The following is a 13,377-nucleotide window of genomic DNA, read 5'->3' on the forward strand; positions in this document are numbered from 1 at the left end:
ATTATTCAGCTCCATCAACTTTAGCAATTGCTAGTGTTGCTTCGGCTACTTTCTTTCCCAAAATCAAACCAGCTTCGCAATCAAAGCGATAATGAATGCCGGCAAAAATCCTAGACTCCGTAGCTTCGTTTGCATATGCATTAAATGTTGCGGCTTGCGATGGAAAGAAATGGGACAATACGTCTGCGGCTGCTGATGAAAAAGTAGAATGGCCTGATACATAACTAGGAAAATTGGGTGTTCCCAAAATCGTTTTAAATCCTGGCATGGTTTCAACAGGTCTTGGATAATGATAAAAATATTTTGCATCCCAACAAGCAATTCCTGCATCTTGAATGGCCATATTCATATAAGCCAATACTCTTGCAGAACGAACCGGACTTAATTTGGCACTGAAAATCTGATCGCAGGCAAAACGATTCCAGTGACCGGGAGGTGTATACGTTCCCAGGCCATCTGCCCACCAATTCGCAATTTTACGTTGATCGGTTGTTAAATCATCAGAAATTTTTCTCAATTCATCTGCTGCAACATTAAATTCAGCTGAACCGGGTTTAGGTGGTACCGGAGGTCTGATCGCTGCAATGTTTGAAACAGCCCAGGTTTTTACTTTACTAAAATATGGGGTAATACCAACAGGTCTCGGAGGTATTTCTTGATTAGTCCATGACCATCCAAAAGTGTTGAATGCAAGTTGTTTTAAAGAATCCGATATTGGTTTTGGTGTTTGTGCAGCGCCCATTCCATCGGTTTTAGCCCGGGCCAATGCTACTTTTGCAACTTCTTCTCCTAATAATTTTCCTGCGTCCACATCACTTTGCACGTTTAATCCAGCCCATAAAAAGCTATTACGGCATTCATCTCCTTTTTTAATCAGATAGTCTTTTTCCAAAGGAAATAAAGCCGTCAACATGGCTTGTGAAACAGAAGCAATGGTTGCTCCGTCAGAAGGATAGGATGGAATATTTGCTTTTGGAAACAATTGAGGGATGCTTGCATCGTTTACAACGGGTTCTGTGCGGTTGTATTTAAATTTATAATGCCAGCAAGAAATCATTGCATCAAATTGCGCAACAGCCAAATAAGCAAAGGCACGGCACGAATACGGCGGATGTGCAAATGGGAATAAAGGGTATTTATCAGGGGTTGCCGCATTGGGTCCAGGATAACTGCCATCTGCATTGGGTGCAGGCGCAAGATTGTATTTTGCAGCTAAATCTCTTGCAATTTCATTCCAACGCAAAATCGGATTATTAGTCCAATATTTAACTGCGTTTTTTTGATCTCCGGTTAAATTGGAAGTGGAACTTTTTAAAGCATTCAATTCAGCTTTATATTCAGTTGATGAAACATCGTTTGGAGCTGCAATAGCAATTTGTTCGTTGCCAGTCAGCAAGATTGCTTTCCAGTCACCAGCGGTGTTATCTGAATTCTCAAATGAATATGCATCAAATGATACATTTTGAGGGATATCCTCATCACATGAAATGAGAAAGCTCAAAAAAAACAAAGTCACTAAAAAAGGTATTTTTAAATTTTTCATTGTTGTACATTTTTTGATTTACAAATTCCAAATTGGTAGAGGATGCCCCCCATAAATGAAGTTGATTTGCCAACATTTCTTCCTTCTAATACCTGACCGTAATTTGCAATTACTCCAAAGCCATTTGTTTTAGGAATAAAATATTGAACTTGTGCCTGAATACTGCTTACTTCCATATTGTTTGAAATAAAACCAGCGTCTTGTCTTCTGATGTCAAAACCACCAATGGTATTAAAAATCTCATAACTCACATCCAGTTTCAGACTTCTATTAAATAACCATTGACCTACCGTAAATAAAGAATGATTTGCATTGGGTACATCTACCTTATTGGTATAATTTCCGTGTGTGTCATAATAATAATCGCGCTCAATGGTCGATGTACCTCTTTTAAAATAAGCTCCACTTACCCGTACATAGGTACCAAAATCAAATAAATATTGAAGCATCAAACGAGCTTGACCCTCTGTGCAGCCTAAGCCTAAATTAAAAGGAGCATAATCCGGCAAATAATTTGAAATTGGAAATGATAATCCCAAGACACCCAGTGTGGTAAATGTTCCAGGGCCTAGTTCTTTTTTAAACAACTCTGCCTTCGCCCATAAACCTAAGTCTTGCAGTCCTTTTGCACCTTTAAATTGTCCTCCGGAAGGTTCTGTTGTTACATAAGGTACATTGAATAAAAAATTAATCTTTTCAGTAATTCCCACAGCAGCCATAAGGTTGTAAGTATTTCTGGTTAATTCACCAATGTTGCCATTGTTTCTAAGCAGTGTGCCTTCCCAATATTCATCCCATTTATCCTGGTTAAACATAGCGGCAACACAAATACGTTTTCCTTCCATCATGACTGCATCTGTTGGACTTTGTGCAGTTCCTGAATTCGGCAAACTGATCATTGTATTTACAAATATGCATAGCATACCTATAAATGATCTTGGTTGAGTAAAATTCATTTTAAATAATTTTAAGCATTTACTAATATTCAAATAAGAGCTCGCAGGCTTTTATCCGAGTTCCATTAAAAGAGGCGTAAAAGTAAATGCAGAAGTATGGAGTACTTATTAGCTTATTCTAATTCGGCTGAATTGTGGATAAACAGTAATAAATAATTGATGAACTCTAATAAATACCTCCAGAAATCCAAATCTGATGCTAGAATATATTAATAATCAGTCATTTGTATTTCAAGGGTTTGCTATACCATTTGATGACTGACCAATTTATGATTTTTAAAATATGAATACACTGTTGATTTCCCAGGAGTATGAGATCAGATTTTTTAAAATTACGGAATCTAATAATTCAAACTACAATAAAAAATACCCGGAATGTACTTTTTGTCTGGTCAAAAATCAGCTGATGGAAACCAGCAAATTGTATTTATTTTGAAAGTGTAAAAACCCTGGAGATATTAAAGCCAAAATGAATTTGGCCTTTGGACCAACGGTCCGGTGATTCAGCAATAAAACCTTTATAAATCATGGCCGTGGCATTAGTAAAATGCAATTGAAAAACATGGCCTCCGGTTTCAATATCAAAGCCTATTGATAAAGGTGCATATAAATTGGGTTCTAACTGGTTTGGTAAAATATAAAAATATTCCAAGTTTAATGATGTCCGCTTGGTCAATTTTTGGCGAAACCCAACTCCTACACTCAGGATATCATTATGATCTGATTCCAACTTTACCAAATTACGATGTACCAAAGTAGGCATAAGCTGCAAGCTGAAGCCATCAGAAAATTTTCTTGCTAGTAATATCTGATAACTGTAATACAATCTGCTTGAAAAATAATTTTTCCTTTTGGTATCAGAAAAAGGAGTGGTTTTAGCCTCAACAGAAGAAAAAACAGAAATAGATAATGGCACCTGTTTCTTACCAGAACTTTGTCGTAAAATTCTAAATTTAAAATAAGCATCAAGTGCTTTATCCAAACTTGACCTTCCAAATCCCAGCATCAGTCGGTTGCTTACACCATACTCAACACCCAACCGGATGGAAGCTCCATCCAATCCAAAAAAATCGGAAACACCGTTATCGATAGATGCAAAACGGTGTTGTATTTTTATATCCAACACGCCTCGTGCTGTATTTTCAATACTTTGGCTGTTAATAATCCGCGTACTTTTAAAACTAGCAGTGGTTAAATACGTGTGAGCATCTTTACCTAATAAACTCAATAAATCTTCTTGTGAAAACAAAGGCAAAAAGACCCAACACAGTCCAATAACTAATAAAAAGCGAAATGGACCCAAAATCATTTTAAAGATTCAGCGGGTTATAATCCACTTTTACAGTAATTGCAACTTCATTGGAAACATTATTTTTAACGACAGCCGGAATTTTAATATCAAAATCGCTACACTTAACGGTAAACTTAGCGTTTGCATGAATTCCTTTCGCATCAACTACAAATTCTGCGGGTACTGTGATAGGTTTTGTAACACCATGCATAATCATATCGCCCTGGATCATGACTTTATAAGTGCCGGCAACAGCTAGATTTAATTTTGCAACATCTTGTATGGTGCCTTTGAATACTGTTTTTGGGAATTTGGTAGACTCCATATAATTTTCATTAAAATGGTCTTGCATCAAAGCCTTTTCAAATACGAAAGCGTTATTTAATGCTGCAAATTCTATTTTTCCACTTGTCAAATCAAATACAGTAGATGCGGTTGAATTGACAGCTTCAATTTTTTCTATGGGAGAATCCGAATGAAATTTCAAGACTGCATTTTTAGAAAAATACTTTTGTGCGTGTCCAAACTGAACACATAAAATCAAAACACATATTGCTTTTAAAATTTTCATATCTATTGTTATTATTTAATTATTTATTTAAACAAACCACTTGATTTAAAACGATATCCATCAGTTTACCGGAACAAAGACCCTGAACTCTGACCTGGGCACCTTTTTTTCCATACTTCAAAGCCTCTTTAACAAATCGAGGATCCATTTCACATTGAATATTGACCATTTCACTTCCTGTTTTTAAAGTCCACAGCGTTTTATTTTCAATTGTTTGAATGTCTATAATTTCGGCTTCCAATTCAACGATTTTATTCAGGTATTTGTTCAATGCTTTTACTTCATCGGTGTCAAACTCTAATATCCATTCATCTGGTTTGACTACAAATTCAGCCTTTTGGTTTAATAAATTTTTATGCGGTTTATTATATGTGCTGTAGACATAAAAGCCCGCAATACAAAATATGATTAAACTGATACCCAAATAATACTTCTTCATATAATTAATTATTCTTTCTTCCTTGATTAATCCAGGCTTCCAAGATGCCAATTTCACAATCCGGCATTTTATCAGCTCCTTGTGGCATTGCCAAAAATCCACCTTCCCGCTTTATAGCACCTAAAAACTTTCCCTTCTCAATAAAATTTACTAAATCCAAATATCCTTCAAATTCATAAACGGAAACCGTATTATTATTTCCATGGCAAACATAACAGCGATTTTGTAAAATAGGATTCACATCTAAATTATAACTTACATTTAACGTGTCGCAAAGCTCAGGATTTGGGTATAGATGCTCTTCAGAATCGTAAAAACAAGATTCCAAGCTTAAAACAAGGATAGCAAAGCCAATCAGTATTCTTAGCATGAATTAATTATTTAGGAGGCCCTGGCTTATCCAGGCTTCGATTTTTAAAATTGAACAGGCATCCAGCTTTTTACCACCTTTTGGCATCTGTACACAGCCAATTTTCCAATTAATTACACATACCAGGCTCCCGTCTAAAGCAATCCGTTTTACTTCATTATAATTTGTCAAAGATAAATTCCCAAGTGGTGGATTTCCTGAATGACAAATTTTGCAATTTGTATTGATTATTGGAGTAATTTCTTTTGAATAGCTCACAGAAATTGTATCACAATTTTTAGAATTCGAACAACTGTCATTGGTAGCACCTTGCAAAATCCATTGTGCAATCAGGTTCTTCTGTTCAGTAGTCAATGCATTCATTGGTGGAGGTGGCATTCGGTCTTTTGGATCAGAATCAATAATTTTATCAAATAGTTTACCACTATTCAAATCAAATGCTTTGACTTTTCCAGTTCGAATAATATTTTCATAGCTGTCTAAAATAATGCCCTCTTCATGTTTTAATGCATCATGGCATCCGCTTAATGCACAACTGGAATAAAAAATAGGTGCAATTTGATTTTGAAAATAAACTTTCGTACTATCACAAGGATTATTATCAATTGAATTTCCGGTTGTATCCACTGGATTGTTGATTGCAATCTCCGGATCATGAACACAGCCATTGATAAAAAAACTTCCTGTTGCCATCAAGGAAACTAAAACTACAATTCTAGGAATCAAGTTCATCAGCATACAATACGACAAAATTATTACAGAAATTGCAGGCAAACAGTTGGTAAACAACTAAAAAGGCGAATAAGCTGGATGAAGTGGTAAAACGAAGGAATAGGGCAATCATTTGTTTATTCCATTCCCGGGATGGTTCCACCCAACCAGCGCTTAAATGAACCCGCTTTCTCTGTACTCACCAGGATTTCTTCGTCTAAAACTGGTTTTAAATTAATTTTAATTCGTGATTTAGAATACACTTGCATGTCTTCAATGGCCTTTAGATGCACGATTAATCTTCTGTTAAGTCGAAAATAAGTTTCAGGCGGTAGCATTTCTTCAATTCGATTTAATGACAAATCGATTGGAAATTTTCTGCCTGCCCAATTATAAATAAGGGTAATTTTCTGATCAGAATAAAAATATGCAATATCCTCCAGTGTCAATATTTTAAGCGATTTTCCCATTTTTACTAAAAACCTGGAATTCCGCACATCTTGCTTTTCGGGGGTAGTTTCTATTTTATGAACGGCCAATTCAATAACATGCTTTATTGCGTGATCCAATTCTTCCATTTTGATTGGTTTCAACAAATAGTCACTCGCTCTGACTTTAATTGCAGGTAATGCAAATTGATCGTATGCCGTTGTAAAAATTACCGGACATTCAAATTTAAATCGATCAAATAACTCAAAACTTGTTCCGTCACCTAATTGAATATCAAAAAACAGGATGTCTGCCTGACTGTGTTTTTCCTGTGCAAAAAACTGTTGGGCTTCTTCTAAGCTACTGAGATTTGCTACCACTTCAATTTGAGGATTTAATTCATTCAGCATCCGGATCAATCGTGCGGATGCTAACTTTTCATCTTCCAAAATAATTACTCGCATGGGTTTTAATTTATTGCAGGAATAATAACAGTAAAAAAAGAATCATCCTGAGAAACACTGATGGATTTTTCAGTTAAAAGTTGATAACGAATCCGAATACTTTCTAATCCAAATCCGGTGGAATCCTGCATCAGTTTCTTTCGGTTTAAAGTATTTTTAAATAAAATGCGTTGTTGGTTAATATCAACAAAAATATTCATCGGCTTGAATTTACTAAAATCATTGTGTTTAATCGCATTCTCCAATAAAAGTTGCAAAGTTAGCGGCGCAATTTTGAAATTGAAATCCTCACCACTTAAGTTTAAATAAATATTCTCCGAAAATCTCAATTTTAGCAAATCGAAATAATTTTTTAATAATTTTATTTCCTCCCGCAACTCAATCAAAGGTTGATCCCGGTAAAACAGCATATTTCTAAAATAATCCGATAATTTATCAGTAAATTCTACAGCCTTTGAAGGGTTTTCCTCAATAAGGGCAATCAACGAATTAAAACTATTAAATAAAAAATGTGGATTTACCTGATTTTTTAATAGTTCAAACTCCAATTCGGCTGTTTTACGTTTCGTTTCTTCTGCCTTTATCCGTTGTTTTTCTCTAAAATGCAACACATATCTAAAACAGGCAACTAAAACCGTAGTTGTTAGTAAAAGGAACCACCAACGTTTCCAAAATGGAGGTTGGATTAAGAATGAATATTGAATTTGACTGTTGCATATAAAACTTTTATCTGTACTTGCCTGAACAATCAATCTGTACGACCCAGGGTTCAAATTCGAATAACTTACTTTGCCTTCTTTCGCATAATGCCATGTTTTCTCATGGCCTTCCATAATATACTTATACTGAAGATGATCTGTTGCTAAATAATGAATTGCTGCAAATTCAAATGAAAATTGGTTTTGACCTGATTCAAATCGTCGGTTTTGATTTATTGAAACACTTTTCTCAAACTGTTGAATTTTTTTGAATGAAAGCTGTGGAGGTAAGATCGTGTTTACAATTTCAGGTGAAATCCGATAGATTTTATTTTGACAAGCAATCCAGACAATTCCCTTAGGGTCTTGGTACATGGCATTGACCGATGGCCTCATATCTGATAGTCCTAATTCTTCATCTAAAGTCAAGCTATATTCTGAATTCAAATTTATCAATGTAATGTAACCTATACTTGCAGCCAACAAAACCGAATCGTTTAATAAACAATTACTTTCAAAGCCACCGTATCTCAAATCAGAATGTAACCAATGAATCGTATCAACACCAAGATTTATAATACCAATGCCCTTTTTAGGAGCATTTACAACCATTCGATTCTTTCGAAAATGTTCGATACTTAAAATGCTGGTAGATTTTAATTCGGAAATAAGTGGTTTAAATTTGTTGCTGCCGGATTCGAGATAAGAAATTCCATAACCGTCTGAAGCAACATATAAATTATCAGAAGGATCTGAAACAATTTGATATATAAAATTTGTCGGCAAACTTTGAGATTGTGTGTACACCTGCATCTCCGTGCTTAAATTCCGCGAATCCGGCCTCTTATTAGGCAATCTTACGATTCCTCCAAGAGTACTGATCCAAATATACCGATCGTTTCCTGTAATTTGTAGTAAGTTATTATCAGGTAATCCCTGCTTCTTAGTTAATGAAATTTGTTGGCCACTTTGATAATTATAATAGATTAAGCCTTTTCCATAACTCGCAAGCCAAATCCATGGAGCTTCTGTTGATGGAAAAATAGAATTCAAATTATAATCTATTAAGGATTTCTTGTGAATTTTGCCCGTATACATATCTATGTCATACAAACCTTTGGTAGTCCCCGTGAGTAGAACCTGACGTGTGGTGTCTAAATACAAACACTGCACATTCATGTTTGGTAAGTCATATTGCAACACCGGCGTATATAAAGAAAATAGACCTTTTGACTTGTGTAAAATCCAAACATTATTCATCCTGTCAATTATCATGGATTCCGCGGATTCGAAATCGATACCAGGATCCTTACATTCAGTTAAAACTCCATCGGATAACCCAAAAACATAAGATTTATCGGTTAAAAAGAAAATCAGTTTGTCTTGATTTGAAATTTTAAGGATGGATCTTTTATTCCATTCCGGCCATAAATTGCGAATCCTGTTTTCTTCTGGATTCCATACCAATGGCCCTTTTGACAGACTATTGATAAGATAGGAATCATTTGAATTTACAATGTTTTGAAAAATATCTTCCTGAGGCAAGCCAGGAATATTTACCTGGGTACATTTTTTCTGATTCGCCTGAATTTCCAAATGATAAAGGCCCCGGTCACTTGCTACCATCACACCATTGGCGATTGAGCTCACCATATCATTAATATTCAAATCCTTTAGACCATCTTCTATTCCAAAATGTGCCCATTCCTTTTGATTAAACACATATACACCTTCGCCTTTTGTTGCAATCCATGTATTATTAAATTGATCAATAACTAGTTTCGAGATGGCTACCTTTATTGGAAAATTTTTAGCTTGCCATTCTGAAAATTCACGGTCATTAATCATGTAAATGATCCCATCATAACTGGCCAATAACAACACCCCATCTGATACTTCTGCCATGGCACTGATGCGATGTTCAGCAATTACTTCAGAATGTTGAATAAACCACTCATTGATTCCATCATACATGATAATCCCATCTGAAGTGGCAATATAAAACCAACCCTTTTGATCTTGATACATGTTTTGATAGCTGGTACGAGCTGTCAGGGTTTGAAAAGGATGTTTAACCAGAATAGATTGTAAACCGTTTTGAGAAAATAGTGTATGGCACCAAAACAGGCACAATATCAAAGTCCATTTATTTGCTAAACCGACCTTTAACATGAACTTTGATTTCGTTTGATAATTTTTGATGTACGATTCTTGGTACGCTTATTTTAAAATCCTCCAGACTAATAAAAAATTCAGAATCGAAATTCAAGATTCCGTTTTTTCGGAATATCCGAACTGTAAGAATTCGTTCTTGAATTGTGCCATGAATATCAAAATTGCCTTTTACCCGAATGATTTCATCTTCAACAACATCATAATTTACCTGATCAATAATTTTGCCATAAAATTTAGCCTGAGGATATAAACCGGACTCCATATAATTTTCATTAAAATGAATTTTCTGAAGGGGATTATTAAAACCATCAAATGAATTAATATCCACAACAAAAGCAAAACTATTTTCATGTAAATTAATTAAACCATGCAACTTATCTGAAATGGCTTTGATTTCCTCCTGGGGTGCTTTACTGTAAAAATCTATTTTACCGCGAAGTTTAATATTTTGTCCTAATACATTCTGACTCGACAAAACAATGAAAAGTGAATTAATAAAAAGTAGAAAAATAAATTTGTAATTCATAAAGTCTTAAAATCAAAAAAACAAAATACCAGAGTACGTTTTAATAAATTCAATTTCATGGTAGGATTATCAACATCCAATTTAGGAAATTGATTCAATAACTGCAGCAATTCCCTGACCACCCCCGACACATGCTGTTACGATTCCATACTTTTGATTTCGCAACTCCAATTCATTTAAAATTGTCATGGTCAGTCTGGTTCCACTGCAACCCAATGGATGACCCAATGCAATGGCTCCTCCATTCACATTGACCAGATCCGGATTTAAGCCTGCTTCTTGAATTACTGCCAAAGCTTGTGCTGCAAATGCTTCATTTAGTTCAATTAATTGAATGTCTTGTAGATTCATAGTAGCCTGTTGCAATGCTTTGGGAATGGCAGCACAGGGACCAATACCCATGTGAATCGGTTCAACACCGGCAACCGAACAAGAAACGAGTCTTCCTAAAGGCTTGAGGCCGGTTTGTTTTAACATCGATTCACTCATGATCAGTGTAAATGCTGCTCCATCGGTAGTTTGTGAAGCGTTGCCCGCAGTAACGGACCCGTTTAATGCAAATGCAGGCTTAAGTTCATGCAAAGCTTCCAGATTGGTATCTTTTCGAATGCCTTCATCATTGGCTATTTCTAAACTTCTCTCTACCCGAGTATTGTTTTCTACTGTAACTTCTGTGATGGAAACTGGAGTAATTTCCCGCTTATAAAAACCATTTTCTTGAGCTTTCGCTGCCAGTTGATGCGAACGCAACGCAAATTGATCTTGAGCATCCCGGCTAATTGTAAATTTTTTTGCAACTGCTTCTGCGGTTAGTCCCATCCCAACGATATAATCCGGATGCTCTTTCGCCAATTCATAGCTGGGCGCAAATTTGTAACCTTCCATAGGTATCATGCTCATATTTTCTACGCCACCGGCAAGATAACAATGTCCCATACCCGCACGGATTTTTGCAGTTGCAATTGCTATGGTTTCAAGACCTGATGCACAGTAGCGATTTACTGTCATTCCGGCAACATCTTTTCCCAAGGCTCTCATGGAAATTTGTCGTCCAATTTGTAATCCTTGTTCTCCTTCCGGATTGGCACAACCCACGATCACATCGTCTATCATTTTAGAATCCAGGGAAGGATACTTTTTAATCAACTCTTTAATTAGATAAACTGCTAAATCATCTGATCGTGTATAGCGAAAGCCTCCTTTTTTTGCTTTTGTAAAAGCAGAACGTGAGTAAGCGACAATATATGCATCCTGCATAGAATCAAATTTTTAGTTGATAGGTGTTAGTTGATAGTTGATAGTTGTTAGTTGATAGTTGATGGTTGATAGTTGTTAGTTGATAGTTGATTTTGCATGTTGATGTTTGAATTATTGAATCAAACATTCGATTCTGAAAAATAGGATTTAAGTTCATCATAAAAATAATCCAGTGCATTGTAAACGGGCAATGGAATCCCTCCCCCTAAAGCACAAAGCGAACCACGTTTCATCGTATCTAACAAATCACGCAATAATTCCAAATCAATTTTATAATCAGAATCTTTTTGTGCTTTTTGTAATAATTCTTTACCACGTGTGGAGCCTATTCTACATGGAAAACACTTTCCACAACTTTCATGGGCTGTAAAGGCGAATAAATGTTCGAGATAACTGATCATGGAAAAACTATCCGGCACCGAAACCATGGATGCATGTCCTAACATAAATCCATTTTGTGCAAATGATTCAAAATCTACAGTCAATACATCTACTTTATGAATTGGGACCAGTCCACCCAATGGTCCGCCAATATGCAGTGCTTTTACTTTTGAATGAAAGCCTCCACCTAATTGATAAACCACTTCATTTAAGGGAGTGCCCATATCAACCTCATAAATACCTGGTTTGTTAAAAAAACTATCGAGTGACATCAGCTTGGTTCCGCTGGATTTTGCAGTTCCAATGGATGCAAATTGTTTACCTCCGTTTGTTGTGATAAAATAAAGGTTGGCAAGTGTTTCTACATTATTGACGATAGTTGGTTGACGAAATAAACCTTCGAAAACAGGAAATGGCGGTCGCACTCGTACTTCCGGTCTTTGGCCTTCTATGGATGAAAGCAGAGCCGTTTCTTCTCCACAAATGTAGGCACCCTGGGCTTTGATCACTTTAAATTCAAATTGAAATGAACTGCCCAAAATACGATCACCTGTCAAGCCAGCATTGCGAAATTCTTCTACAGCTTCGTTGATTCGGTCTACTGATTCCGGGTATTCTGCCCGTATATAAACAACGCCTCTGGATGCACCGGCAACATATCCTGCAATCAACATTCCTATTAATAGAAGATAGGGTTGATGTTCTAAAATATATCGATCCGAATAGGAACCTGGATCTCCTTCATCTGCATTGCAAACAATAAATTTTTGTTTTCCATTGACTTTAGAACAGGTATCCAATTTTATCCCAATGGGAAAGCCTGCACCTCCTCTTCCTCTCAATCCTGATAATTTAATTTCTTGTAAAACAGTATCCGGATGGGTTTGAAATACTTTAGCGAGGTCCATTTTAATTTGATCAATGGAAGGTGGTTCGCCGGTTAAGATTTGATGCCCTTTGTGTTTGACATGATAGCGATCCCGAATCCGTTTCGAACTTTTTTTGATTTGCTCTAATTCATCGATTGCATTCCCTGAATAATTCGCGCCATCAAAATTAAAAGCTGCATTTTCATGACAGCGACCCAGGCAACACATTTCTCCAATTTCAGATTTCTCGAAATGGCCTGAAATTTTATCGATGAGCTCATTTTGTGTTCCGGCTGTCAGACATGCTGACCCATTGCAAACATAAATTTTTTTACCGCGATTACTTTCTTTGGTAAAATCATAAAAACTTGCAGTTCCAAAAATACTTGAGGTACCCATCAGGTATTCCTCTGCCAGTTTTGCTATTTCTTCTTTTGAAAGGGGGCCCAATTGCTCAGAATGATTGCCGATGTTTTCAAACAGATTATTCTGGAGTCCCTGTCTTCCCGATAAATGGCTTAAATTTTTTGACATACAAATGCAGTATCTGGTGTTTGAATTGTGAAATTAAGCATTCCCGGACTATTTTTATAATCAATATATTTAATTGTTTATCTGTATATTATGTATATAGTAATTATTTATATAATAATTATTAACAAATTGAAAGCACAATTCTTACCTTGGAATGTAAAAC

Annotated in this window: 12 protein-coding genes; all 12 read right to left on the minus strand. The window is 35.8% G+C overall.

Annotation, left to right across the window (positions count from 1 at the left end):
• Window position 1: 1 nt before the first annotated feature.
• The 12 genes from IPJ80_02790 to IPJ80_02845 all read right to left on the minus strand — a co-directional run bounded on the left by IPJ80_02790 (window position 2) and on the right by IPJ80_02845 (window position 13,214).
• Window positions 2-1,543: a phosphatase PAP2 family protein gene (locus tag IPJ80_02790; GenBank protein ID MBK7912409.1), complete on the minus strand. Its 1,542-nt coding sequence runs from the start codon at window positions 1,541-1,543 to the stop codon at window positions 2-4.
• The gene (locus IPJ80_02795; GenBank protein ID MBK7912410.1) at window positions 1,540-2,499 is read right to left on the minus strand and encodes a transporter; all 960 of its coding nucleotides are present in this window, start codon (window positions 2,497-2,499) and stop codon (window positions 1,540-1,542) included. Before IPJ80_02795 ends, IPJ80_02790 begins: the two co-directional genes overlap by 4 nt.
• A gap of 427 nt (window positions 2,500-2,926) precedes the next feature.
• Window positions 2,927-3,775, minus strand: a complete 849-nt coding sequence (locus IPJ80_02800) for a hypothetical protein (GenBank protein MBK7912411.1) — start codon at window positions 3,773-3,775, stop codon at window positions 2,927-2,929.
• A 34-nt stretch (window positions 3,776-3,809) separates the two neighbouring features.
• Window positions 3,810-4,361: a YceI family protein gene (locus tag IPJ80_02805; GenBank protein MBK7912412.1), complete on the minus strand. Its 552-nt coding sequence runs from the start codon at window positions 4,359-4,361 to the stop codon at window positions 3,810-3,812.
• 19 nt (window positions 4,362-4,380) lie between these two features.
• Window positions 4,381-4,800, minus strand: coding sequence for a hypothetical protein (locus tag IPJ80_02810; protein MBK7912413.1), 420 nt, complete (start codon window positions 4,798-4,800; stop codon window positions 4,381-4,383).
• Window positions 4,801-4,804: 4 nt separating this feature from the next.
• On the minus strand, window positions 4,805-5,170 hold the full coding sequence (locus tag IPJ80_02815; GenBank protein ID MBK7912414.1) for a hypothetical protein: 366 nt from the start codon (window positions 5,168-5,170) through the stop codon (window positions 4,805-4,807).
• 3 nt (window positions 5,171-5,173) lie between these two features.
• Window positions 5,174-5,902, minus strand: coding sequence for a hypothetical protein (locus tag IPJ80_02820; protein ID MBK7912415.1), 729 nt, complete (start codon window positions 5,900-5,902; stop codon window positions 5,174-5,176).
• 116 nt (window positions 5,903-6,018) lie between these two features.
• Window positions 6,019-6,774 carry a response regulator transcription factor gene (locus IPJ80_02825; GenBank protein ID MBK7912416.1) on the minus strand — a complete coding sequence of 252 codons (756 nt, stop codon included), beginning with the start codon at window positions 6,772-6,774 and terminating at the stop codon, window positions 6,019-6,021.
• 5 nt (window positions 6,775-6,779) lie between these two features.
• On the minus strand, window positions 6,780-9,644 hold the full coding sequence (locus IPJ80_02830; GenBank protein MBK7912417.1) for a histidine kinase: 2,865 nt from the start codon (window positions 9,642-9,644) through the stop codon (window positions 6,780-6,782).
• Entirely contained in the window at window positions 9,619-10,173 is a 555-nt protein-coding gene (locus tag IPJ80_02835; protein MBK7912418.1) for a YceI family protein, read from the minus strand. Before IPJ80_02835 ends, IPJ80_02830 begins: the two co-directional genes overlap by 26 nt.
• An 81-nt stretch (window positions 10,174-10,254) precedes the next feature.
• On the minus strand, window positions 10,255-11,430 hold the full coding sequence (locus IPJ80_02840; protein MBK7912419.1) for a thiolase family protein: 1,176 nt from the start codon (window positions 11,428-11,430) through the stop codon (window positions 10,255-10,257).
• A 119-nt stretch (window positions 11,431-11,549) separates the two neighbouring features.
• On the minus strand, window positions 11,550-13,214 hold the full coding sequence (locus IPJ80_02845) for an NAD(P)H-dependent oxidoreductase subunit E (GenBank protein MBK7912420.1): 1,665 nt from the start codon (window positions 13,212-13,214) through the stop codon (window positions 11,550-11,552).
• Window positions 13,215-13,377 lie beyond the last annotated feature (163 nt).

Source organism: Saprospiraceae bacterium (genome assembly GCA_016714025.1).
In the GTDB taxonomy this organism is placed as follows: Bacteria; Bacteroidota; Bacteroidia; order Chitinophagales; family Saprospiraceae; genus Vicinibacter.

Bases quoted from the DNA above. Each gene is read 5' to 3' on its own strand.
- IPJ80_02820 (MBK7912415.1), bottom strand. From the start codon at position 5,902: ATGAACTTGATTCCTAGAATTGTAGTTTTAGTTTCCTTGATGGCAACA.
- IPJ80_02830 (MBK7912417.1), bottom strand. From the start codon at position 9,644: ATGTTAAAGGTCGGTTTAGCAAATAAATGGACTTTGATATTGTGCCTG.
- IPJ80_02840 (MBK7912419.1), bottom strand. From the start codon at position 11,430: ATGCAGGATGCATATATTGTCGCTTACTCACGTTCTGCTTTTACAAAA.
- IPJ80_02835 (MBK7912418.1), bottom strand. From the start codon at position 10,173: ATGAATTACAAATTTATTTTTCTACTTTTTATTAATTCACTTTTCATT.
- IPJ80_02845 (MBK7912420.1), bottom strand. From the start codon at position 13,214: ATGTCAAAAAATTTAAGCCATTTATCGGGAAGACAGGGACTCCAGAAT.
- IPJ80_02805 (MBK7912412.1), bottom strand. From the start codon at position 4,361: ATGAAAATTTTAAAAGCAATATGTGTTTTGATTTTATGTGTTCAGTTT.
- IPJ80_02825 (MBK7912416.1), bottom strand. From the start codon at position 6,774: ATGCGAGTAATTATTTTGGAAGATGAAAAGTTAGCATCCGCACGATTG.
- IPJ80_02790 (MBK7912409.1), bottom strand. From the start codon at position 1,543: ATGAAAAATTTAAAAATACCTTTTTTAGTGACTTTGTTTTTTTTGAGC.
- IPJ80_02795 (MBK7912410.1), bottom strand. From the start codon at position 2,499: ATGAATTTTACTCAACCAAGATCATTTATAGGTATGCTATGCATATTT.
- IPJ80_02810 (MBK7912413.1), bottom strand. From the start codon at position 4,800: ATGAAGAAGTATTATTTGGGTATCAGTTTAATCATATTTTGTATTGCG.
- IPJ80_02815 (MBK7912414.1), bottom strand. From the start codon at position 5,170: ATGCTAAGAATACTGATTGGCTTTGCTATCCTTGTTTTAAGCTTGGAA.